Origin of the sequence: Bradyrhizobium acaciae, assembly GCF_020889785.1 — a bacterium.
GTDB classification, from domain to species: Bacteria; Pseudomonadota; Alphaproteobacteria; order Rhizobiales; family Xanthobacteraceae; genus Bradyrhizobium; species Bradyrhizobium acaciae.
In genome coordinates, this window is record NZ_JACMYK010000008.1 from 17,646 (window position 1) to 39,391 (window position 21,746).

Below are 21,746 nucleotides of genomic sequence, written 5' to 3' on the forward strand. Positions count from 1 at the left end.
AATATTAGAATAATGCCGCTGATTTGCCCGACATGTCAAGTTGCCATGTCCAATGCCGGCACGCCGCCGGCTGCTTTGCATGGGGTTGTTTTCGATTTTTTGGCAGCGCGTTCCTGCGGAGGCAGGCTATATGCGATAGCGCTGCCGTTGTCGGGAACCGTGCCTCGCGTTCAACCCCTCACTGCCGATACGACGGATCGGCCCGATCGAGCTTGCGCAGCAGGGCCGGCCAGGCGAGTTCGCCGTTGCGCGCGGCCCGGCCGGGCTTCGGCAGCATCCGCTCATAAGTGTCTTCGAGGATGTTCTGCGGCGGATAGACCAGTTTGGTGTTGCAGGACAGCGCCATCACCTGGGTCTGGCAGGCGCGCTCGAGACGGAACAGCACGTTGAAGGCGGCGGGCACCGTGCGGCCTACGACCAGGAGGCCATGGTTGCGCAGGATCATCGCCTCGTTGTCGCCGAGGTCACGAACCAGCCGTTCGCGCTCGTCGACATTATCGGCGATGCCTTCGAAGTCGTGATAGGCGATGTGCAGGAAGCGCATCGAGGTCTGCGCCAGCGGCAGCAGGCCGCATTCCATCGCGGACACCGCCATGCCGGCCGGTGTGTGGGTGTGCGCGACACAGTCCATGTCGTGCTTGGCCATGTGGATGGCGCTGTGAATCACGAAGCCGGCGACATTGACGTCATAGTCTGTCGCGTTGAGCAGCGTGTTGCCCTCGACATCGACCTTGATCAGGCTGGAAGCGTCGATCTCCTCATACAGCATGCCGTAGGCGTTGATCAGGAACTGGTCGGGGGTGCCGGGTACGCGGCAGGAGATGTGGTTCGCGATCATCTCTGTCATGCCGTACATCGCGGTGAGGCGATAGCAGGCGGCGAGATCGACACGGGCCTGCCACTCCTCGGCGCTCACCTGCTCGCGAACGGATTTGACGACCTTGATCGCGGGCGAGCTGACGGGGGGATTCATGGCGTTCTCTCCTTGAGATGTCTGCGAGGCCGCAGCCTGTTCGTTGCCCTGGAACATAGCAGAATCCACGCGGCGGCAAGCCGTGGCGCGTCGGCTTATTTGCAGGTCTGGCGGGCAAAAACCGAATGCGGATTGGCGCGCCACAGGATCAATGCCACTATGCGGAAAACAGCCGAGGCGCATTGAAATGAGCGATCGCAAGTATGCGTTTTCGGGGGCATCGTCATGACGGAAGGCCGCTATCGCCTGATTGGTTCGACCGCGTCGCCCTATGCGATCAAGCTGCGCGCACTGATGCGCTACCGACGCATTCCGCACGATTGGGTGATCATGACCAAGGCGTTGCGGGCGGCGACCGCGCATTTGAAGCCGATGCTGATCCCGGTGCTGCAATATCCTGATGGGAGCTACCGCGGTGAGACCACCACGCTGGCCTATGATCTGGAAGCGCGTCATCAGGCGCGCTCGGTCGTCCCGGAGGACAGGGCGGTCGCCTTTGTCTGCGATTTGCTCGAGGATCTCGCCGACGAATGGGCGGTGAAGCCGCTGTTTCTCTATCGCTGGTGGGATCCGGAAGATCAGGCCTACGTCTCGCGTTGGGCGGCAGAGGAATGGTCGACGTCGGACGCCGAAGCCGGCAGCCGCGAGGAAATCGAGGAGTTCCGGCAGCGGCAAATCTCGCGCATGGTCATTCTCGGCGCGACGGACGAGAACAGGCCGCTGCTCGAGGAAAGCTATCGGCGGACGCTTGCGGCGTTCGAGCCGCATGTCGGCATGACGAACTATCTGTTCGGCAGCCGGCCGTCGCTGGCAGATTTTGCCTGGTTCGGTCAGCTCAGCGAGATGGCGACCGACCCGAGCCCGATGCGGATCATGCGCGACCGTGCGCCGTTTACCGACCACTGGGTGAGGCGGCTCGACGATGCGTCCGGTGTCGAAGGCAACTGGTATCCGCGTGAGCAGGCGCTCGGCGGGTTCGCCGAGGCGCTGCTGCGGATTGCGGGCGAGCTCTATCTGCCGTTCCTGGCGGCCAACGCGGATGCATTCGCGAAAGGCCTCGAGCGGCTCGAGATCAACGTCTGGGGTCTGCCTTACGCGCTCGCGCCGTTCAAATATCAGGTCAAGTGCCTGCAGCAGTTGCGCGCGAAGTTTGCCGCGCTCGATGCCGGCGATCGCGCGGCGTTGAAGCCCGTGCTGGAACGCGCGGGCTGCTGGGCTATCCTGGAGGGGGGCTGATGGATAGGGGGGCTTCAAAACGGCGTGAGCTCAGGTCCGGTGCCGGCTCCCGAGCGCGGCGGCGATCGTCTCCGGCTGCTTGATCCGCTCGATCAGCATGTCGATGCGGTCGCCGCCCCAGAACAGCTCGCCGTTGAACACCATGCTGGGAACGCCGAACACGCCGAGCGCTTCGGCCTCGTCGACGATGCGATCGTGTTCGGCGCGGGCTGGCCCACGGACATAGGCCTCGAACGCCTCGGTGGAGCCGCCGATCGCGGTGATCACGCCGGAGATCTCCGACAGGTCGTCGATTTCCAGCTCGTGGTTCCAGAACCTTCGGAATACCGTGTCATGATAGGGCCGGAACAATCCCTGCCGCTGCGCAAACAGCATCCCGGCGCTGGCGTAGAACGCGTCGTAAATCCGACGCGGGCCCTTCATGGTCAGTCCTTGCGCATTCGCGAACCGCCGCGCATCCATGTAGGAGTAGCGCACCTTGCGCCAGAAGTGCGGCGTGCGCTGCTCGACCGTGCCCATGAACTCGGGAATCCGAAGCGTGTAGGGCAGCCATTCCAGCGCGACGCCGTAGGTCTCCTCGAGCTCAAACAGCCGCTTGTTGGCGACATAGGCGTAGGGAGACTTGTAGTCGGTGTAGATCCTGACCTTCGGCTTTTCCATTCTCGTTCCTCATGCGTGAGGACAATTGTTCCCGATCCCGCGCAGTGGCGCAATGCGGCGTGATGAAGGGAGATGGTGCGCAAACGAGTGGGCCCCGGTGCAGTCAAGCATCGCGGGGCCCTGCAACTTCGTTTTTGCGAAGGATCTCTGGTGTAGACCAGTGGTGTTTCGGGACCTAAGAGCGCGTGGCCTTTGCGTTCCTGTCCTGCGGATATGTTCAGATTGTCGGTGGTACACGCGGCTAGCAGCTGCTGTTCGCCTCACGTGCACCGAGACCTTGCCGCTGAGCAAGGTCACTGGCTTGCGCCGGTGGCGTCATGCTCCTCTCCAAGAGTGGGCCGACGGACCTCTGTCCGCTTTTGCTGCCTGACGGCCGATCCCATAATCGTCCGTCAATTCCTGCGACGTGAGGAGCAAGCGCTCCAGCACCCCAACAGGTGCAGTCAGCGAAATGCTGCGGCAGTTATGGCCTGCTGTCAAGTTAACGAGCGAGAGAATTCAGGTCAGGATTCCTGTCGCGACTTGGTCTTTCGATACCGGGTGAAGTCCGGATCGTGCGTCATTTTCCAATAGTCGACGAAACGCCACGGCATTGCCGAGAACACGCGGCCGCTGCTGTTGCGGTAGTAGGTCGTCATGCCTGGATGCGTCCAGATCAATTGCTCATGCTCGGCATCGACGTTGCGGATGTATTCATCATGCGCGTCGGGATGCACGTCGATCGCAGCGATATCGTTCTCGATCATCTCGACGAGGCAGGCGGAGATGTAGCGGCTCTGGCATTCCGACTGGAAGATCACGCTGCCGCCATGCGCAGGCCCCGTGTTCGGGCCGAGCATCAGAAACAGGTTGGGGAAGTCAGGCACCGTGAGACCGAGATACGCGGTCGGATTGTCATGGCCCCACGTCTGCTGGAGGTTCTTGCCGTCGCGCCCGGTGATGTTGAGGCGCGCCGCCATCTCGGAGACCTTGAAGCCGGTCGAGATCACGATGACGTCGTGCGGCCGCGATGTGCCGTCGGCCGTGACGATGCCGTGCGCCGCGAAATGGTCGATCTTGTCGGTAACGAGTTCGACATTCGGCTTGGTCAGCGTCTTGAACCAGTTGTTGTCGAGCAGGATGCGCTTGCCGTAGGGCGGATAGGTCGGCATGCACTTCTCGATCAGGTCCGGGCGATCCTTCAGCTCGGAGAGGATGAAGTCGGCCAGCTCCTGGCGATGCCGGTCGTTGCCCTTGTTGACGGCGCGCTCCGGATGCGGCCACGCCGGATCCTTGCGCAGGAACGGCAGCAGCCCGTCGCCATAGCGCCAGAACATGTTGAAGCGATACCACTGCACGTAGAACGGCAGATGTGCCAGCAGCCACTGCGCGCCTTCGGTGATTGGATCGGCGTAGCCCTTCACCGGCCGCGCCCACTGCGCGGTGCGCTGGTAGACGGTGACCGAGGCGACGCGGTCGGCGATCGACGGCACGAGCTGCATCGCGGTTGCGCCGGTGCCGATCACGGCAACATGCTTGCCGTCGAGCTTGACGTCGTCGGACCACAGCGCCGAATGAATCTTCAACCCGGTGAAATCCTCGTCGCCCTCAAAGCGAGCGGGCAAGGGATCATTGAGTTGTCCGATCGCGCTGACCAGCGCGGTAGACTCGAAGGTCTCTTCGCCGCCCGCAGTCTTCAGCGTCGAGATCCAGCGCCGCTTGCCTTCGTCCCAGCGCGAGGCGACAAGCTCGGTCGAAAGGCGGACGTGCTTGCGGATGTCGTATTCGCGCACGACCTTGAGCAGGTAATCCAGCAATTCCTGCCGTTGCGCGAAATAGCGGGTCCACGGATTGCGGGCGCCGAACGAGAACGAATAGGAGTGGTTCGGCGTATCGACGCCGCAGCCGGGATAGCGGTTGACGTACCAGGTGCCGCCGATCTCGTCCTGCTTCTCGACGATCGTGTAGGGAATGCCGAGCCGGCCGAGCGCGACGCCAAGGGCGATCGCGCAGACCCCGGCGCCGACGATCAGCACATGCTGCTGCGCCAGTCTTGCGTCGGACGGACGCTCGCGCCATTTGGCTTCGCGGGGAACGAAGCCCATCTCCTCCCGCATCAGCGGTGCATACTCCGGCGCGACGTTCTCGCCGAGCGTCGCGCGCATCATCCGCAGCATCAACTCATCGCCGGGATCGGTGATGGCGGGTTTCGGCGTGCCATTGGCGAACAGGTTCAGCACGGCGGCGCGGATCTCGTCCTGGATCTCCTGCGGCACACCGGCGTCCGGATCGGGGATCAGGCAAACGTCGCGCTTCGGCTTGTAGGGCGGCTCCAGCCACTTCTCGTCGCCGGTTATGTGCACCAGCACCATCAGCAGCACACGGATGTCGCCCTCCGCGATGGCGGAGGACAGATCGAGGGGCTTGCGCGAAAGCTCGATATTCATGCGTTGTCCTCAACTCGCCGGTGCTTCGGGCAGGCCGCCATAGGCGGCCCAGGTGGTGCCCGCGATGTAGCCGGCATCGACCGGCAGGTTGATGCCGGTGATGCCGCTGCTCTGCGGCGAGAGCAGCCAGGCGATCGCCTGTGCCACCTCCATGGGCTCGACCAGCCGGTTCATCGCGGTCGGGCGTGCCAGCAGGTCTTTGTTCAATGCGCCCGATGCAATGCCGGCCTCGAGCGCCGCCGTGCGGGTGAAGCCGGGCGAGACTGCGTTGACGCGCACGCCGGAGCGGCCCCATTCGGCGGCGAGCGTCTGCGTGATCTGGATGACGCCGGCCTTGGCCGCGGTATAGGCGTGGATCGGACCCGACGTCATGCCGGCCACCGAGGCGATATTGACGATCGCACCACGCCGTCGCTTCGCCATGCCGATGCCGACGCTGCGCGTGACCAAAAAGGTGCCGCGCAGGTCGATATTGACCTCGCGGTCCCATTGCTCCATCCGCACCCGCTCGATCGCGTGCATCTTGCCGAACACGCCGGCCGCGTTGACGAGGCCGCTGATCGGCCCGTGCGCCTTCTCGATGTCGGCAATTCCGGCGACGACGGCAGCTTCGCTCGCAACATCGAACGGCGCCGGCCAAAGGATCGCGTTCGTGCCGGCCAGCGGCTCCGGCGCAATATCGACGATGACGACGCGGTGCCCCTGATCGGCAAGCAGCGTTGCGGTCGCCGCGCCGATGCCGCGGCTGCCGCCGGTGACGAGAATGGTGCCGTCAACGCTCATCGTTTCTTTCCTCCGCTGCTGTTGAACAGGCCATGCGTGACCAGCTTCTGATAGGCCGTGATGACACAGTCGGGCACGGCGGTGACGCCTTGCTCGGAATAGGAATAGCGGCGGCTGAGATAGCCGCGCGCGCCCATCAAGACCTGGACGATGGCCTCGAATTCCTCATCGCTGAATGTGTTGGTCGCTCCCGCGGCCCGCGCGCGCTGGAGGATCCGGACATAAGCGTTCGAGATGTTGTCGAAATGCTTCTGGTAGCCGATCGGCGCGAAGAACTCCGCTTCGTTCAGGATACGCAGGAACTCCGGAACCTCGCGAATGAAATCGAAGAAAGCGCTGAAGCGCTCGACCTCCTGCTGGGCCTCATTGGCGGTGCCCGTGCGTGCATGGATGAAGCGGACCATGTCGAGACCGATCTTCGGCAGCAGCTGGTCGAGCAACTCCTGGCGGTTCTCGAAATGATTGTAGAAGGTGCCCTGCGCCACGCCGGCGGCCTCGGTGATGCGGGCAACCGAGGCTTCGGCATAGCCGTATTTGCCGACAATCTTGGTCGCGGCGTCGAAGATCTTCTGCTTGGTCCAGGCGTTGCGCTCAACCCGGTTGAGCTTTGTCACCTTGGCGGATGTCGCTTCTGTCATGCATCAGCCTCGAGTTCGGCGCGGAGCACGCGTTTGAGCACCTTGCCGGATGGATTGCGCGGCAGGCTGTCGCGAACGATCAATTGCCGCGGCACCTTGAAGCCCGCGAGCCTTGTCCGGCAGAAATCGGTGAGACCGGGCAGATCGAGCTTGGCGTCATCGGCCAGCACCACGATGGCGACCGGCTTCTCGCCCCAGCGGTCATCCGGCAGGCCGATCACCGCGACCTCGCGCACTCCGGGCATTTCGTAGATGACACGCTCGACCTCGGAGGAGGCGATGTTCTCGCCGCCTGAGATGATCATGTCCTTCTTGCGGTCGGTCAGATAGAGAAAGCCTTCCTCGTCGAGATACCCGACGTCACCGGTGCGGAACCAGTCGCCGAAGAAGGCGGACGCCGTCTTCTCCGGATCCTTCCAGTAGCCTTGCGTGACCTTCGGGCCGCGCAGGCAGATCTCGCCGTTCTGGCCGGCGGGCAGGCGCTTGCCGGTGTCGTCGCGGATCGCGATCTCGACATGGGCGACGGCGCGGCCGGTCGAGCCGATCTTCTCGATCTCGCGGCCAGCATCCATGAAGGTGTCGCCGCCGCAGCTTTCGGTGAGGCCGTAGGCATCGATATAGCGCGCGTTCTTGAAGTAATCCGAGAAGGCGCGGATGCGGAGCTCCGGCGTCTTTTCGCCGCCGCCGATCGCCCATTTCAGGCTGGAGACGTCGTAGCGGTCGCGGTTCGGGCAGGTGAGGAGAGCCGTGGTCATGACCGGCGCGAACCATGCCGCGTTGAGCTTCTCGCGCTCGATCGCGACCAGGGCCGGCTCGGCTTCAAAGGTGCGGTGAATACACAGCATGCCGCCGTGCCAAAGCACGGCGATGCCGGGCAGATCGAGTGCGCCGACGTGATAGAGCGGACCAACCACGAGCAGCCGCGTGTCCGCATTCAATCCGAGCACCAGCGTCTGGTCGGCCGATTTCCAGTAGATGTTCTCATAGGTGAGCATCACGCCCTTGGGACGATCCGTCGTGCCCGAGGTGTACATCAGCCGCATCAGGTCGCGTGGTTGGCGTAGATGCGCAGGCGCCGGCGCGATGTCAGGCACACGACTGGTGATGCCGGACTGCGCGACTTCATCGAGCAGCACCACCGGCGCATCGCCGGTTGCGATCGCGGCAAACTCCTCGTCGGCGACCAGCAGGCGCGCGCCGGAGTTGCCGACGATGTAGCCGACTTCGTCGGCCGACAGGCGATAGTTGATCGGCAGGAACACCGCGCCGATGTGGCTGGTCGCGAACACCAGTTCGAGAAACGCCGTGCTGTTCTTCATCAGGACGGCAACGACGTCGCCGGGTGTAATCCCGCGTGCGGCAAGCCAGGCGCCCACCTGGCGGATTCGCAGGTCAAAGTCGGCGTAGGAGACGTCCTCGCCGCGATATTTCAGCGCACAGCGGGCCGGAGTCCGCCCGGCATGAAATGCGATGAAGCTGGAAAGATTGATCATATGCCGCTCGTCCGGCCGATTCCGGCGCCGTTTTCTCCCTAGGTGAATTATGAGTCGTAATTCATCTTTGGCTTGACGTCACCCCCCTTGCTCTGAAAACATTGTAGTCACGGAGACGGCACGATCTCCGACAGGGCTTTTGGGAACGCGAACCCGACAGGGAGGGGAATATGAAGAGGACCCGGAAACCGGGCATCAGCCGACGTTCGACGCTGGCGCTGATGGGCGCCGGAGCGGTGACCTTTGCCGCGCCGTGGGTGGCGCGCGCGCAGGCCAAGTCCATCAAGATCGGCATGCCGACCATCCTGTCGGGCCGCGTCGCGCAGCTCGGCACGTCTTCGCGCAATGCGGTGATGCTGGAAGTCGAGAAGGTCAATGCCGCCGGCGGGCTTGCCGGTCGCCAGATCGAGATGGTGATCCGCGACTCCAAGGGACAGCCGCAGGAAGCTGCGCGGATCGCGCGCGAGCTCGTCAATACCGACGGTTGCGAGATGCTGCTCGATGGCGAGGCGTCGTCGGGATCGTTCGCGGTTCACGAGGTCGCGCGCGATCTCGGCGTGCTCTGCATCCACACCTGCTCGGAAGCGTCGTCCCTGACCGCCGATCCCAAGCAGCACATCCCGAACGCCTTCCGCTGCGTGCGGCAGGGCATTCATGACTCCATCGTCGGCGCCGGCTACGCGGCAGGGATCGCCAAGGCCAAGGGCCTGAAGAAATGGGCGACCTGTTCGCCGGACTATGCCTATGGCCGCGACACCACCGGCGAGTTCGTGCTGTACCTGAAGAAGTTCGCGCCCGATGTCGAGATCATCAGCGAGTCCTGGCCCAAACTGTTCCAGCCCGACTACACCGAGGTGGTGACCAAGATCCTGCAAGCCAAGCCGCAGGCGCTCTATTCGTGCCTGTGGGGCGGCGATCTCACCTCCTACATCGACCAGGCCAACATCTACGCGATGTTCACCCAGATGGAGGTGTTCGCGGTCAACATGGCCGACTACACCGCGCTCACCGTGGTGAAGAACCTGCCGAAGGGCATCCACTCCGGCGACCGCTACATCAAGACATTCCCGCCGACGCCGGAGAATGCGGCCTGGGGCGATGCCTACAAGGCGAAATACAACGAGTACCCGACCAACTGGTCCTGGCAGAACGCAACGGCGGTCATGTTCCTCAATGAGGCCGTCAAGAAGGCCAACTCGACCGACGGCAAGAAGGTCGCGGAGGTTCTCGCCGGGCTCACCATCAAGTGCCCGTTCGGCGCCGACGGCACGGTCACCATGCGTGCCGACGATCATACGCTGGTCGGCTACGCGATCGGATGGGGCACCACGATCCCGCAGGAGCCTTACGTCCCCGACGTGAAGGCCGGAGACTGGAAGGCTATCTTCGAGCTCGAAGCCGAATGGAAGAAGAGCAAGGGCTACACCTGATCCGCATATGAGGCGGAGGCAGCACGCTGTCTCCGCCCTTGATCTGATGCTTGTCGCGCGCCGGCGTTGCGGCCCGCCGTAATGGATGATTCTCGTGGACCTCGACGCGCTCGCCAGTTGCCTCGCCAGCCCTTCATGCCTGGTGACGCAAACCACCAGCGGCCTGATCATCGGCATGCTGCTGTTTCTCGTCGCCGTCGGGCTGACGTTGATTTTCGGCGTGCTCAAGGTGGTCAATTTCAGCCACGGCGCCTTCTATATGTTCGGCGCCTATTTCGCGATGACGGCCTATCAACTCACCGGCAGCTTTGCGCTGGCGATCCTGAGCGGCGCTGCCGGCACCGCGATCCTCGGCCTGATCTTCGAACGCGTGTTCATGAGCCGGGTCTACGGCCGCGACGTGCTGATGCAGCTTCTGGTCTGCTACGCCTTCGTGCTGATCTTCGATGACGTTGTCCGCATGATCTGGGGTCCTGAATTCAAGTCGATGGGGATGCCGGCCGCGTTCCAGGTGCCGCCGTTGTTCATCGCCGGCGGCGTGGTGCCGCCATATTATCTGCTGCTGATCGGCGTGGCGCTGGCTGCGGCCGCTGTTCTCGGGCTGGGGCTGGCACGCTCCAGGATCGGCAAGGTGATCCGTGCGGCTGCTCATAATCCCGGCATGGTGTCGGCGCTCGGCATCAACACCGGGCTGATCTATGGCGGCGTGTTCGCGCTCGGCGGCATGCTGGCGGGGCTGGCGGGCGCGCTCGCCGCACCGGTGCGCTCGCTGACGCCGGGCATGGGTTTCTCGGTTCTGATCGAGTCCTTCATTGTCACCGTGATCGGTGGCATGGGCTCGATTCTGGGCGCGCTGATCGGTGCGCTTTTGATCGGCCTGATCCGCTCTTTCGGATCGCTCGGCTTCCCGCTGTTCACCGAGGGGCTGATGTATCTCTTCATGGTGATCGTGCTGGTGTCACGTCCGACCGGCCTGTTCGGCAAGGAAGTCGCATGACCGAGTTGCAGGCCGGGCAGAGCGCGCAGCCCCTCGAAGTGCCCCGGATCGACGCCAGGCCGCAGCGCTATCGCGACCTCCTGATCGCGCTCGTGGCCTTCGTCCTGCTCGCGCTGCTGCCGATGCTGTTCGGCAGCAAGCAGCTGCTCGACTTCGTGATCCGCTGCGCGGCTTACGGGCTGTTCGCGACCTCGCTCAACCTCCTGGTCGGCTACACCGGACTGATCTCGTTCGGGCACGGCATGTTCTTCGGCCTCGGCGCCTATGGTTTCGGCCTCATGATGCAGAAGACCGGCGTTCCGATCCCGGTGGCTTTCGTCGCCACGCTGGCGATGACGCTGGTCGTCGCCGTCGTGATCGGTGCGATCTGCGTGCGGTTGAAGGAAATCTACTTCGCCTTCGTCACGCTCGCGTTCCAGATGCTGATCCATTCGACCATCCTGTCTTGGCAGTCGCTGACCGGCGGCGACCAGGGCCTGCGCGGCGGCATCCCGCGGCCGCCGTTTCTCGGCATCGACCTGGCGAACCATCTGCACCTCTACATCACGAGCTGCGCGCTGCTGGTGATCGGGCTGTTCCTGATGCGCCAGATCGCGCAGTCGCCGTTCGGCTACACGCTGCGCATGATCCGTGACAACGCCACGCGGGCGAGCTTCATCGGCATCAACGTCTGGCGCGCGAAGCTTGTCATCTTCGTGCTGGCGGCGCTGTTCGCCGCGACCGGCGGCATGATCATGGCGCTGTTCGTCTCGGGCGCCTATCCCGAATTCGCCTACTGGACGATCTCCGGCGAGGGCATCTTCATCAACATGCTCGGCGGCGTGACCACCTTCCTCGGCCCGATGGTCGGCACCGTGCTGCTGTTGATCCTCAACGATACTGTTACGCGGTTGACCGAGTATCACGGCATCGTGCTCGGCGTCGTGATCCTGTTCTTTGCCATCGGCCTGCGAAAGGGCCTTATGGATTTTGTCGTGGAATGGTTCGCGCAGCGTCGCGGCGAGGGGCGCGGCTAGCCATGCTTGAAATTCGCGGGCTCTCGAAATCCTTCGGCGGCGTCAAGGCGACTGATAACGTCTCGCTCGACTTTGCCGATGGTTCGCTCACCGCCGTGATCGGCCCCAACGGCGCCGGCAAGAGCACCTTCTTCAACCTGATCACCGGCGCGCTGCGGCCGGACGCCGGGCAGATTCTGCTCAATGGCGTCGACATGGCGGGCCGGACGCCGCCCGAGATCGTGCGCCAAGGCATCGGCCGGGCCTTCCAGGTTGCAAGCATCTTCCCGTCGCTGACGGTCGAGGAGACGATGCTGGCAGCGGTTGGCGCTGATCAGCGCCGCGCCGGTGTGATGCATCGCCGCTTTCCACTGGCCGAGACGCGTGATCGCGCCGAGCACGCAATGGAGCTGCTCGGCCTCGCCGGCAAGCGCAACAGGACCGCGGCGACGTTGTCGCACGGCGACCAGAAGCTGCTCGATATCGCGCTCGCGCTGGTGCTCGATCCCAAGGTGCTGCTGCTCGACGAGCCGACCGCGGGCATGGGTACCGAGGAGCGCTGGCGCATGATCGACAAGGTGCGCGAGCTCTGGGAGAAGCAGAAGATCACGGTCGTATTCATCGAGCACGACATGGACATCGTGTTCAAGATCGCGCCAGAGATTGTCGTGCTGTGTTACGGCCGGATCCTCGCGACCGGGACGCCGGACGCGATCCGCAGGAATGAGGCCGTGATCGAAGCCTATCTCGGCAGCGACGACCACGCGGGAGCGGTGGCATGAGCACGCAGCCGGTGGTGCAGGTCGAGGATCTCGACGTCTACTATGGCACCAGTCAGATCCTGTTCGGCGTCGGCCTCTCCGTGCGCAAGGGCGAGACCATGGCGCTGCTCGGCCGAAACGGCGCCGGCAAGTCGACCACCATGAAGGCGATCATGGGGCTGGCGTCGGCGCGCCGCGGCACGGTGAGCTTGCGCGGCCAGGTGGTGTCCGGAATGCGCCCGCATCACATCGCCCGCGCCGGGCTCGGCTTTGTGCCGGAAGACCGCCAGATCTTTCCAGAGCATACGGTCGAGGACAATCTCGTCATCGGCCAGAAGAAGGGGCCTGATGGCGAGGACGAGTGGTCGATCCGCCGGGTCTATGACGTGTTTCCGTTGCTGGAGCCGCTGCGGCACCGGATCGCCGGACGGCTGTCCGGCGGCGAGCAGCAGATGCTGGCGATCGCCCGCACGCTGATGGGAAATCCGGTGCTGCTGCTGCTGGACGAGCCGAGCGAGGGGCTGGCGCCGATCATCGTGCAGCGCATCGGCGAACTGCTGCGGCAGCTCCGCGGTACCGGTGCTACAGTATTGATCGCCGAGCAGAACATGCATTTTTGCCTTGGCCTTGCGAGCCACGCGACGGTTATCGACAAGGGACAGATCGTCTACACATCCTCCATCGAAGAGCTGAAGGCCAACGACAACATCCGGCAGCGCTATCTGGCGCTGTAGGGCTCTTCGACAGAAGTGGGAGGACAAATGGCCGGCGAACGCAGGCTGACGCCGACGCACGAGGCGCCGTATCGTGGGCTGAAAGTGCTCGATTTCGGGCAGGGCATCGCCTCGCCCTATTGTGCGATGCTGCTCGGGGTCTATGGCGCCGATGTCATCAAGGTTGAGCCGCCGGAAGGCGACTGGTCGCGTTATCTCGGCACGACCTACGGCAATCACACGACGCTGTCGGCGGTCTATAACCGAGGCAAGCGTAGCCTGTGCCTCGACATGAAGCACAAGGACGGCATCGCGGTCGCGCAGCGACTGGCGCGTGAGGCCGACGTCCTCATTGAAGGATTTCGCCCCGGTGTCGCAGAGCGGCTCGGGCTCGGCTATGAGAGCCTGTCGCGCGACAATCCGGGCCTGGTCTATCTGTCGGTCAGCGGCTTCGGGCAGAGCGGGCCCTATTCGAAGCGGCCCGGCTCGGATTCGGTGGCGCAGGCGTTCTCTGGGCTGGTCTCGGTCAATGTCGGCACCGATGGCGTGCCGCATCGGGTCGGCACCACGATCTCCGACGTGGTCACCGGCGTGTACGCATTCCAGGCCATTGCCACCACTCTGTTCGCACGCGCCACCGTCGGCACCGGTCGCTGGATCGATGTCAACCTCTGCCAGTCGACGTCGGCGCTGCTCGGGCACAAGGTCGCGGAGTTCATCCTCGAGGGCGGCGCGCCGCGCGCGCTCAATGTGCCGGCCGGAACCTACCAGACGCGGGACGGCTGGATGATGGTGACGCTGGTGAATGAGCCGCAATACAAGCGGCTGTGCGGTGCGATCGACCGTGAGGATCTCGCCACCGATCCGCGCTTTGCCGACTTTGCCCGGCGTGCGGACGCGGCCGACACGTTGATCCCGCAGTTGCGCGAGGTGTTCCTGACCGAGGCGACGGATACCTGGCTGACGCGGCTCCATGCCGCCGATATCATCGCGGAGCGGATCCTCAATCCCGGCGAATGGCTGCGCAACGCCCATGTCGAGGCGACCGGGGCCTCGGTGCGCCAGGATACGCCCGGTGTCGGCGCTGTCTATTCGCCGCGGACGCCGGGGATCGCGAGCCGGTCCGAGGATCATCTTTGTCCCGCGCCGGATGTCGGGCAGGATAGCCGCGCCGTGCTGACTGAGGCTGGTCTTGGTTCGGACGAGATCGACGGCTTGCTGCTGTCGGGCGCTGTGCGGCAAGCCAAGAGATGATGGGAGACAGGACAATATGAGCACGGACCTCGTTCGTTACTCGGTCAGCGATCAGATTGCGGAGATCGTGCTGGACCGCGCGCCGGTGAATGCGCTCAGCATTCCCTTGATCGACGCCTTGCTGGCGGCGCTGGCGAAAGCACGCGATGACGACGCGGTACGCGCCGTCATCATCAGCAGCGCCCACAAGGTGTTCTGCGCCGGCCTCGACCTCGACATCGTCAGGGGCAAGCCCGCGATCGAGACCAAGACGTTCCTCGAGCGGCTGTATTTCGCGCTGAACGATACGCAGTACCGCATGGGCAAGCCGACGATCGCGGCGGTCGATGGCGCGGTGCGCGCCGGCGGCATGACGATCGCAATCTCCTGCGACATGATCATTGCCGGGGACAGCTCGACCTTCGGCTATCCCGAGATCGATGTCGGGCTGATCCCGGCGATCCATTTCGTGCAGCTGCCGCGGTTGGTCGGAAAGCACCAGGCGTTCGGCCCGTTGTTCCTCGGCGAGCCTTTCGATGCCGCAACTGCATTTCGCATGGGCCTGCTCAGCGAAGTCGTGCCGAAGGGTACCGCGCTCGATCGGGCCCATGAGATCGCGCGGAAACTGGCGGCGAAATCGCCAGTCGTGATGAAGATCGGCCGCGACGCCTTCATGCGTGCGGTCGATGCCGATTTCCGCCGCTCGGTCGAAAACACCGCGGAGAGTTTCGTGGTGGTCGCCTCGACGGAGGACTGCCAGGAAGGGCTGAACGCGTTCGTCGAAAAGCGGGCGCCCAACTACAAGGGACGGTAAATGGCTGGATTGTATTTCGAAGAGTTCGAGGTCGGGCGGGAATTCCATCACGAGTTCAGCCGGACCGTGACGGAGATGGACAACACCATGTTCAGCCTGCTGACCATGAACCCGCAGCCGCTGCATCTGGATGCGCATTTCTCGGAGAAGACCGAGTTCGGCCAGCGGCTGTTCAACAGCCTCTACACACTTGGCATCATGATCGGCATGAGCGTGTACGACACGACCTTGGGAACCACGGTCGGAAATCTCGGCATGACCGACGTCAAGTTCCCGAAACCAGTCTTTCACGGCGATACGTTGAGAGCGCATACCAAGATCATCGGCAAACGCGCCAGCAAGTCGCGACCGACCCAGGGCATCGTCGAGTTCGAGCACACCATGACCAATCAGCGCGGCGAGGTGGTCGCGAGCTGCCGACGCACCGGCCTGATGCACTGCAAGCCGAAGGCGTAGACGATGCGATCGTTCCTGTTCGTTCCCGGCGACAGCACCCGGAAGTATGAAAGCGCGAAGAAGACTGCGGCCGACGCGCTGATCCTCGACCTCGAGGATTCCGTTGCTCCGGACCAGAAGGTCGTCGCGCGCGGAGTCACGCGCCAGATGCTCGATGCGCGCAATCCCGAGCAGAAGCTCTATATCCGGGTCAATGCGCTTGATACCGATCTGACGCTCGGCGACCTCGCGGCCGTGATGCCCGGCAAGCCCGATGGCATCGTACTGCCGAAATGCGCCGGTGCCGCCGACGTCAACAAGCTCGCGCTTTATCTCGATGCATTCGAGGCCGCCTCCGGCATCGCGCAAGGGTCTACGCGGATCGTCACGGTCGCGACCGAGACGGCGCGAGCGGTCCTGAAAATCCTCGACTTCGAGAACATGAGCCCGCGGCTGTGGGGCATGATGTGGGGTGCGGAAGACCTCGCGGCTTCGCTCGGCGCAACCCGCAATCGCACCGACGGCCACTATCATTCGCCTTTCATCCTGGCCCGCGATCTCTGCCTGATCGGCGCGGCCGCGGCCGGCGTGGTCGCGATCGACACCATCGCCACCGACATCAACGATCTCGATGCGTTGAAGGCGGAGGCGATTGCCGCACGGCAGGACGGCTTCCTGGCCAAGGCCGTGATCCATCCCAAGCACGTCGACGTCGTCAACGCGGCCTTCATGCCGACGGAGGAGGAGATCGCATGGTCGGAGCGGGTGATTGCCGCATTCGCCAACAATCCATCGGGTGTCGCCAAGATGGACGGCAAGATGCTGGATAAGCCGCATCTACGCGCTGCCGAGAAGATCCTGGCATCGCGCAGGAAATAGTCAGCAGGAACCGGGCTCGATCAGCGCGCCCTCCGCGATGAGGGCGGCAATCTCCGTTTCCGCAAGCCCGGCCTCGTGCAGGATTTCCCGGCCATGCTCGCCGAGGTTCGGCGGATAGGTCCGGATCGACGGTGGCGTCCGGCTCCAGGTCGCAGCCGGGCCTGCGACCCGCAGCGTGCCTTCGGTCGGATGCTCAAGCGACTGGATCAGTCCGACGGCCGCCAGGTGTGGATCGTCGATCAGGCCGCCGAGGTCGTGCAGCGGCGCGTGCGGAATGTCTGCCTCTTCGAAGAAGCGCATCCATTCGGCCGTGCTGCGGGTCTTCATCATCTGCGAGAACCAGTCGTAGACGAAGTCGTAATTCCTGGTTCGCGCGGAGATGCTGTTCAGCCGTGGGTCGCGGCCGGCTTCATCGGCAAGGCCGATCTTGGCGAAGAACGCGTTCCACTGCTTGTCGGAATAGACCAGCGCGCAGATATAGCCGTCGCTGGTCTGATAGGGCCGGCGGTCCGGCGACAGCAGCCGGGAGTAGCCGGGTGGTCCGATCGGAGGCTCGAAGCTGCGGCCGGCCATGTGATCGCCGAGCACGAACTGCGCCATGGTCTCGAACATCGGTATTTCGATTGCCTGGCCTTCGCCGGTCCGCTCGCGATGGAACAGCGCCGCGAGGATGGCGTGGACGGCATTGAGGCCGACGATGCGGTCGGCCATGGTCGCCGGAGAGTAACGCGGCTCGCCGGTGATCCTGCCGGTCAGCGCGGGCAGGGCCGTCAGTCCCTGGATCAGGTCGTCATAGGCGGGCCGGCCCGCATAGGGCCCGGTCTCGCCGAAGCCGTGCAGGCTGGCATAGACGAGCCGCGGGTTGGTCGCGAGAAGATCGTCGGCGCCGAGCTTCAGCCGCGCCATCGCGGCGGGACGGACGTTGTGGACGAACACGTCAGCGGCTGCGGCCAGCCGCAGCGCCGCCGCGCGGCCGCCGGCCTTCTTCAGGTCGAGCACGATCGAACGCTTGTTGCGATTGCCCTGCAGGTACATCGCGCCCATCGCGGGATGGCGCATCGGGGCCGCATGGCGCATCACGTCGCCGTCCGGGCTCTCGACCTTGATCACGTCGGCGCCGTAGTCGCCGAGGATCATGGTCGCGTAGGGCCCCATCATCACGCTGGTGAGGTCGATGATCCTGACGCCGGCGAGCGGGCCTGCCGGCGCGGATGGTCTGCCGCTCGTCGGTGCCTGGCTCAATGGGTGGCGGCCAGCGCTTCGGTGAAGGCCTTGAAGACGTCGGTGCCCGGCTTGCCGCGCTTGTCGACATCCTTCACCCAATCCTGTGCCACCGATTTGAAGGCGGTGTCGAACACCTTCTTGTCGTCGGCGCTGAAGTTGATGACCTTCATCCCCTGCGACTTGATCTTGTCGGCTGCGGCCTTCTCGCCGTCCTCGAACCGCTTGCAGGCCTCGCGCGTGGTCTGCTCGCCGGCCTCGATCAGCGCCTTGCGCACGTTCTCGGGCAACGATTTGAACTTCAGCTCACCCATCGAATAGGTGAAGATCGCGGTGCCGAAGTTCAGCCCTTCGGTGCCCGACTTCAGGATCTTGCCGAAGTCGTAGGACGCCGAGCTCTGGTAGGAGAAGATCAGTCCGTCGAGGGTGCCGCGGGTCAGCGATTCATAGATCTCGGGCGCGGCCATCCGCACCGGAACGCCGCCGATCGAGCGCATCATCAGGTCCATCGCACCGCCGGTGGTACGGATCTTCAGGCCTTCCAGGTCCTTTGCCGTCTTCACATCGCGGCTGGTCGCAAGCTGGACCTGGTAGGCGGGTAGCGCGAGCGTCACCAGCGGCCGGAGCTGGTTGGGCGCGAATTCCTTGCTCTCCAGGACGCCGCCATTGTGCGATATCTTGTAGAAGGCGAGCGAGCCCTGGCATTCGCTGTCGAAAATGCCGGGCAATTCGGCAACGGCGGTCAGCGGAAACTTGTCGGAGGAGTAAGACGGCACGATGTAGGACACGTCGGCAACGCCGAGCGCAGTGAGCTGCGCCATGTCCTTGGCCTTGCCGAGCTGCTCGGCCGGGAAGTGCTGGAACGTGACCTGACCATTGGTCAGCTTGGTGACGAGCTCGGAAAACGGCTTGCCGACGAGTTCATGGATCACGTGGCCGGAAGGCAGGCTGTCGGCAAGCCGGAGGGTGATCTTCTCCTGGCCGAAGCCCGAGGATGCGGAGGCGGCCAGCAGGGCCGCACCGACGCCGGCGCTTGCGAGGAAACGGGAATAGAGGTTCATCATGGTCTCCCAGAGATGGCCGTCTCGACCGACGGCTTCTTCAATGTTGCATGTGGTTCGGCAGCCAGAGGATGATCTCCGGAAATGCCACGAAAATGGCGATAGCGATCAGATGCGCGATGAAATGCGGGAATGTACCGTGGAACACCTCGCCGACGGGGCGATGTGCGTAACGCGCCACGATGAAGCAGTTCAATCCGATTGGCGGCGTGATCATGCCGACCTCGGCGGTCACGATCTTGATGACACCGAACCAGATCGGATCGAAGCCGAGTGACTTGATCAGCGGCAGCACGATCGGAACCGTCAGCACCAGGATCGCGATCTGGTCCATGAACGAGCCGAGCACGATGTAGCCGCACAGGATCAGCGTGATGATGATCCAGCGCGAGACGTCGAGCCCGCCGACCCAGCCGACGATATTCTGCGTCACCTGGGTGAGGGTGAAGAAATAGCCGAAGATATGCGCGCACATGATGATCAGAACGATCATGCAAGTGCCTTGAGCCGCATGCCGTAACGTCGTGTAGAGCGACGTCAGGTTGATCTTGCGTTTCCAGCAGGCGAGACAGAAGGCGCCGAACGCGCCGAACGCCGAAGCTTCCGTCGGCGTCGCGATCCCGAGATAGATCGTGCCGGTCACGATCGAGAACAGAACCACCATCGGGCTGACCTGCCAGAGCAGGCTGAACCGCTCCGACCAAGTCACCGCCGATATCGTTGGTGCGCGCGAGGGATCGAGCAGCACCAGGATATAGATCGTCGACATGATGATGATGGTGACGAAGATCGCAGGGATGATGCCGCTGATCAGCAGCTTTCCGATGTTCACCTCGGCGAGCAGGCCGAAGATGACCAGCGCCACCGAGGTCGGCAGCAGCATCGCAAGGGTGCCTGAAATTGCTACGACGCCGGCAGCCATTTTCGGCTCATAACCCTGGCGGATCATCGCTGGCAGGCTGGTCGAGGACAGCGTTGCGGCGGAGGCCGTGCTGGTGCCACAGATCGAGCCGAAACCCGCACCGGCCAGCGCGGTCGCCATGCCGAGACCGCCGGGGATGCGTCCAACCCAGGCCGCGGCGGTCTTGAACAGATCGTCGGCAACGCCTGACAGCAGCACCAGGTCTGCCATCAGCAGGAACATCGGGATCGTGATCAGCTCGTAGGAGGTGACGGCCGAGAGCGGCGTCGTCTGCAGCACGCCGAGCAGGATCGGCAAGCCGCCGGTCAGATAGAGGCCGAGCCCGCCGGAGAAGGCCATGGCGAACGCGACCGGCGTTCCGATCGCCAGCAGGAAGAACAGCAGCGCGAGGATGAAAGTCGGGATCATTCGAAACCTCCGGCAGCCTTCTCCGAATGGCCGGAGATGGCCGGCAACGGCAACAGGTTTTCGCCGGTCAGGAGGCTTGCAACATTGGCAATGAGATGCACGGCAAGGCGCAGCGCGAGAATTCCCGCACCGACCGGCACGAAGATCGAGGACGCCCAGGTCGGCCACGGGATCGCGCCGGCCATGACGTCACCCGAGACATAATTGTCGAGCGCGCGCTGATAACCGAGCCAGGTGATTGGAACGAAGATGGCGAGGCCGACGATGTTTGAGATGATGACACAAAGGCGCTGGATGATCGCCGAGAAGCGCGGCAGCAGGATATCGACGCTGATGTGCCCGTTCACCGCGTAGGTGCCGGAGAGCGACAGGAAGAACACGCCGGCCATCACGTAGAGCGAGATCAGGTCATAGGCCCAGGAGAACGGCCGGTTGAAGACGTAGCGCATCACGACGTCGGAGAAGACGATGATCATGATTGCGAACATCATGGCCGCGGCAAGGGCCGAGGTCACCTTCTCGATGGCAGTCAGAGCCTTCAGGCTTGTCTTGATCAATTTGGGCTCCGTCCGCGCTATTGGGCCGGCACGGCCGCAACGGCGGCGCTGAATTCCTTCAGGGCGTCGCTGCCGTGCTTGCCGCGCGCATCGAGCCCGTCGGCCCATGCCTTGCCTACGCCCTTCGTCAGTTCCTTGAGCTTTGCGACGGCGTCGGGCTGCAGGGTGTCGAAGTGAACACCTGCGGCCTCCATCGACTTCATGGTCTCGCTGTCCTGCTTCTGCACTTCCTTGCAGGCGGACGGCAGGATCTCTTCGGCGACGTCGATCATCGCCTTCTGGATATCCGGCGACAGTTTTTTCCAGGCGGTCTCGCTGATCGAATAGGCGACCACGAAGCTCGCGAAGCCGAAACCATCGGTGGAATGCTTCACGAGCTTGTCGGCGCCGTAGGCGACGACGCTTTCGAGCGGAAACAACAGGCCATCCATGGTGCCGCGCGACAGCGACTCATAGGCGTCGGGCGCCGCCATGCGCACCGGTACGGCGCCGATCGCGCGCAAGGTGAGGTCCTGCGCACCGCCGGTCGATCGGAGCTTCAGTCCGTTGATGTCGGCTGTGTCCTTCACCGGCTGCTTCACGGTCAGGATGCGATAGGGCGGCAGGCTCACCGCGAGCAGCAGGCGTATGCCGTTCGCGGTATAATCCTGCTGCGCAATCACGCCGCTCCGCGCCGTCTTCCAATAGGCGAGCGTGCCCTGGCAGGAATGCTCGAACGCGCCGGGGAGCATCGCGACCTCGGAGACCGGCATCTTGTCGGAGACATAGGCGGGCGCGACATAGCCGATATCGGCGACGCCGGTTTGCGTCAGCTTGAGCATGTCTGCAGCCTTGCCGAGCTGCTGGGCCGGATAATGCTCGAACGTCACCGCGTTGTTGGTGCGCTTCTGCACCTCGGCCATCCAGGGCTCGAGCACGAGGCGGACGAGGTAGTGTCCCTTCGGAAAGGAGTCGGCGATCCGCAGCTTGATCGGCTCCGCCGCTGCCGCCAGGTTGATCGATGCGATGAGGAATCCGTAACCGGCCAGCGCCTGCCGAAGCCCGCCCATATTTCCTGCCCCTGAGTAGCCTTGTTGTTTTGGGCAGCTGCGCACAAACGAATTTGCGCGTC

The 21,746-nt window shown here is 63.8% G+C and carries 21 protein-coding genes; 10 read left to right on the plus strand and 11 right to left on the minus strand.

What is annotated here, in order from left to right:
• Positions 1 to 178: 178 nt before the first annotated feature.
• Positions 179 to 973: a class II aldolase/adducin family protein gene (locus tag H8A92_RS06060; protein WP_229194932.1), complete on the minus strand. Its 795-nt coding sequence runs from the start codon at positions 971 to 973 to the stop codon at positions 179 to 181.
• Between the two features lie 225 nt (positions 974 to 1,198).
• Between H8A92_RS06060 and H8A92_RS06065 the strand changes: the two genes are divergently transcribed.
• A complete protein-coding gene (locus tag H8A92_RS06065; protein ID WP_229194933.1) occupies positions 1,199 to 2,209 on the plus strand; it encodes a glutathione S-transferase N-terminal domain-containing protein in 1,011 nt (336 codons plus the stop codon).
• Between the two features lie 30 nt (positions 2,210 to 2,239).
• On the opposite strand, the gene H8A92_RS06070 is transcribed toward H8A92_RS06065, so the two are convergent.
• The 5 genes from H8A92_RS06070 to H8A92_RS06090 form a co-directional block, all read right to left on the minus strand.
• On the minus strand, positions 2,240 to 2,869 hold the full coding sequence (locus tag H8A92_RS06070; protein ID WP_229194934.1) for a 2-hydroxychromene-2-carboxylate isomerase: 630 nt from the start codon (positions 2,867 to 2,869) through the stop codon (positions 2,240 to 2,242).
• Between the two features lie 503 nt (positions 2,870 to 3,372).
• Positions 3,373 to 5,295 carry a flavin-containing monooxygenase gene (locus H8A92_RS06075; protein WP_229194935.1) on the minus strand — a complete coding sequence of 641 codons (1,923 nt, stop codon included), beginning with the start codon at positions 5,293 to 5,295 and terminating at the stop codon, positions 3,373 to 3,375.
• Between the two features lie 9 nt (positions 5,296 to 5,304).
• Positions 5,305 to 6,078 (minus strand): SDR family NAD(P)-dependent oxidoreductase, encoded by a 774-nt coding sequence (locus tag H8A92_RS06080; protein WP_229194936.1) that lies wholly within the window; start codon positions 6,076 to 6,078, stop codon positions 5,305 to 5,307.
• On the minus strand, positions 6,075 to 6,716 hold the full coding sequence (locus H8A92_RS06085) for a TetR/AcrR family transcriptional regulator (protein WP_229194937.1): 642 nt from the start codon (positions 6,714 to 6,716) through the stop codon (positions 6,075 to 6,077). The genes H8A92_RS06080 and H8A92_RS06085 overlap by 4 nt, the downstream gene beginning before the upstream one ends.
• Complete coding sequence (locus H8A92_RS06090; RefSeq protein WP_229194938.1) at positions 6,713 to 8,209, minus strand: AMP-binding protein; 1,497 nt, start codon at positions 8,207 to 8,209, stop codon at positions 6,713 to 6,715. Before H8A92_RS06090 ends, H8A92_RS06085 begins: the two co-directional genes overlap by 4 nt.
• A 170-nt stretch (positions 8,210 to 8,379) precedes the next feature.
• On the opposite strand from H8A92_RS06090, the gene H8A92_RS06095 reads away from it, so the two are divergent.
• The 9 genes from H8A92_RS06095 to H8A92_RS06135 all read left to right on the plus strand — a co-directional run bounded on the left by H8A92_RS06095 (position 8,380) and on the right by H8A92_RS06135 (position 16,466).
• A complete protein-coding gene (locus H8A92_RS06095; protein ID WP_229194939.1) occupies positions 8,380 to 9,639 on the plus strand; it encodes an ABC transporter substrate-binding protein in 1,260 nt (419 codons plus the stop codon).
• A 94-nt stretch (positions 9,640 to 9,733) separates the two neighbouring features.
• The gene (locus H8A92_RS06100) at positions 9,734 to 10,636 is read left to right on the plus strand and encodes a branched-chain amino acid ABC transporter permease (protein WP_338026504.1); all 903 of its coding nucleotides are present in this window, start codon (positions 9,734 to 9,736) and stop codon (positions 10,634 to 10,636) included.
• Entirely contained in the window at positions 10,633 to 11,652 is a 1,020-nt protein-coding gene (locus tag H8A92_RS06105) for a branched-chain amino acid ABC transporter permease (RefSeq protein ID WP_229194941.1), read from the plus strand. The genes H8A92_RS06100 and H8A92_RS06105 overlap by 4 nt, the downstream gene beginning before the upstream one ends.
• A 2-nt stretch (positions 11,653 to 11,654) precedes the next feature.
• Positions 11,655 to 12,413, plus strand: a complete 759-nt coding sequence (locus H8A92_RS06110) for an ABC transporter ATP-binding protein (RefSeq protein WP_229194942.1) — start codon at positions 11,655 to 11,657, stop codon at positions 12,411 to 12,413.
• Positions 12,410 to 13,126, plus strand: a complete 717-nt coding sequence (locus H8A92_RS06115) for an ABC transporter ATP-binding protein (protein ID WP_229194943.1) — start codon at positions 12,410 to 12,412, stop codon at positions 13,124 to 13,126. Before H8A92_RS06110 ends, H8A92_RS06115 begins: the two co-directional genes overlap by 4 nt.
• Before the next feature lie 27 nt (positions 13,127 to 13,153).
• Positions 13,154 to 14,359: a CaiB/BaiF CoA transferase family protein gene (locus tag H8A92_RS06120; RefSeq protein ID WP_229194944.1), complete on the plus strand. Its 1,206-nt coding sequence runs from the start codon at positions 13,154 to 13,156 to the stop codon at positions 14,357 to 14,359.
• Between the two features lie 16 nt (positions 14,360 to 14,375).
• The gene (locus tag H8A92_RS06125; protein WP_229194945.1) at positions 14,376 to 15,152 is read left to right on the plus strand and encodes an enoyl-CoA hydratase/isomerase family protein; all 777 of its coding nucleotides are present in this window, start codon (positions 14,376 to 14,378) and stop codon (positions 15,150 to 15,152) included.
• On the plus strand, positions 15,153 to 15,608 hold the full coding sequence (locus H8A92_RS06130) for a MaoC family dehydratase (RefSeq protein ID WP_163156184.1): 456 nt from the start codon (positions 15,153 to 15,155) through the stop codon (positions 15,606 to 15,608).
• Between the two features lie 3 nt (positions 15,609 to 15,611).
• Positions 15,612 to 16,466 (plus strand): HpcH/HpaI aldolase/citrate lyase family protein, encoded by an 855-nt coding sequence (locus H8A92_RS06135; RefSeq protein WP_229194946.1) that lies wholly within the window; start codon positions 15,612 to 15,614, stop codon positions 16,464 to 16,466.
• Here H8A92_RS06135 and H8A92_RS06140 read toward each other — a convergent pair whose 3' ends face one another.
• Genes H8A92_RS06140 through H8A92_RS06160 form a run of 5 tightly spaced genes read right to left on the minus strand, consistent with a single transcriptional unit; the run spans position 16,467 to position 21,684 of the window.
• Positions 16,467 to 17,708, minus strand: a complete 1,242-nt coding sequence (locus tag H8A92_RS06140; protein WP_274613253.1) for a CaiB/BaiF CoA transferase family protein — start codon at positions 17,706 to 17,708, stop codon at positions 16,467 to 16,469. It lies immediately after the preceding gene.
• Positions 17,705 to 18,748, minus strand: coding sequence for a TRAP transporter substrate-binding protein (locus H8A92_RS06145; RefSeq protein ID WP_229194947.1), 1,044 nt, complete (start codon positions 18,746 to 18,748; stop codon positions 17,705 to 17,707). Before H8A92_RS06145 ends, H8A92_RS06140 begins: the two co-directional genes overlap by 4 nt.
• 40 nt (positions 18,749 to 18,788) lie before the next feature.
• On the minus strand, positions 18,789 to 20,078 hold the full coding sequence (locus H8A92_RS06150; protein WP_021080340.1) for a TRAP transporter large permease: 1,290 nt from the start codon (positions 20,076 to 20,078) through the stop codon (positions 18,789 to 18,791).
• On the minus strand, positions 20,075 to 20,635 hold the full coding sequence (locus tag H8A92_RS06155) for a TRAP transporter small permease (RefSeq protein ID WP_229194948.1): 561 nt from the start codon (positions 20,633 to 20,635) through the stop codon (positions 20,075 to 20,077). Before H8A92_RS06155 ends, H8A92_RS06150 begins: the two co-directional genes overlap by 4 nt.
• A 17-nt stretch (positions 20,636 to 20,652) precedes the next feature.
• A complete protein-coding gene (locus H8A92_RS06160; RefSeq protein ID WP_229194949.1) occupies positions 20,653 to 21,684 on the minus strand; it encodes a TRAP transporter substrate-binding protein in 1,032 nt (343 codons plus the stop codon).
• Positions 21,685 to 21,746: the final 62 nt, after the last annotated feature.

What these genes read in the sequence shown, in the direction of transcription:
- H8A92_RS06075 (WP_229194935.1), bottom strand. Translation starts at nt 5,295, where the DNA reads ATGAATATCGAGCTTTCGCGCAAGCCCCTCGATCTGTCCTCCGCCATC.
- H8A92_RS06130 (WP_163156184.1), top strand. Translation starts at nt 15,153, where the DNA reads ATGGCTGGATTGTATTTCGAAGAGTTCGAGGTCGGGCGGGAATTCCAT.
- H8A92_RS06060 (WP_229194932.1), bottom strand. Translation starts at nt 973, where the DNA reads ATGAATCCCCCCGTCAGCTCGCCCGCGATCAAGGTCGTCAAATCCGTT.
- H8A92_RS06110 (WP_229194942.1), top strand. Translation starts at nt 11,655, where the DNA reads ATGCTTGAAATTCGCGGGCTCTCGAAATCCTTCGGCGGCGTCAAGGCG.
- H8A92_RS06160 (WP_229194949.1), bottom strand. Translation starts at nt 21,684, where the DNA reads ATGGGCGGGCTTCGGCAGGCGCTGGCCGGTTACGGATTCCTCATCGCA.
- H8A92_RS06095 (WP_229194939.1), top strand. Translation starts at nt 8,380, where the DNA reads ATGAAGAGGACCCGGAAACCGGGCATCAGCCGACGTTCGACGCTGGCG.
- H8A92_RS06070 (WP_229194934.1), bottom strand. Translation starts at nt 2,869, where the DNA reads ATGGAAAAGCCGAAGGTCAGGATCTACACCGACTACAAGTCTCCCTAC.
- H8A92_RS06115 (WP_229194943.1), top strand. Translation starts at nt 12,410, where the DNA reads ATGAGCACGCAGCCGGTGGTGCAGGTCGAGGATCTCGACGTCTACTAT.
- H8A92_RS06065 (WP_229194933.1), top strand. Translation starts at nt 1,199, where the DNA reads ATGACGGAAGGCCGCTATCGCCTGATTGGTTCGACCGCGTCGCCCTAT.
- H8A92_RS06125 (WP_229194945.1), top strand. Translation starts at nt 14,376, where the DNA reads ATGAGCACGGACCTCGTTCGTTACTCGGTCAGCGATCAGATTGCGGAG.
- H8A92_RS06145 (WP_229194947.1), bottom strand. Translation starts at nt 18,748, where the DNA reads ATGAACCTCTATTCCCGTTTCCTCGCAAGCGCCGGCGTCGGTGCGGCC.
- H8A92_RS06080 (WP_229194936.1), bottom strand. Translation starts at nt 6,078, where the DNA reads ATGAGCGTTGACGGCACCATTCTCGTCACCGGCGGCAGCCGCGGCATC.
- H8A92_RS06085 (WP_229194937.1), bottom strand. Translation starts at nt 6,716, where the DNA reads ATGACAGAAGCGACATCCGCCAAGGTGACAAAGCTCAACCGGGTTGAG.
- H8A92_RS06090 (WP_229194938.1), bottom strand. Translation starts at nt 8,209, where the DNA reads ATGATCAATCTTTCCAGCTTCATCGCATTTCATGCCGGGCGGACTCCG.
- H8A92_RS06120 (WP_229194944.1), top strand. Translation starts at nt 13,154, where the DNA reads ATGGCCGGCGAACGCAGGCTGACGCCGACGCACGAGGCGCCGTATCGT.
- H8A92_RS06135 (WP_229194946.1), top strand. Translation starts at nt 15,612, where the DNA reads ATGCGATCGTTCCTGTTCGTTCCCGGCGACAGCACCCGGAAGTATGAA.
- H8A92_RS06150 (WP_021080340.1), bottom strand. Translation starts at nt 20,078, where the DNA reads ATGATCCCGACTTTCATCCTCGCGCTGCTGTTCTTCCTGCTGGCGATC.
- H8A92_RS06105 (WP_229194941.1), top strand. Translation starts at nt 10,633, where the DNA reads ATGACCGAGTTGCAGGCCGGGCAGAGCGCGCAGCCCCTCGAAGTGCCC.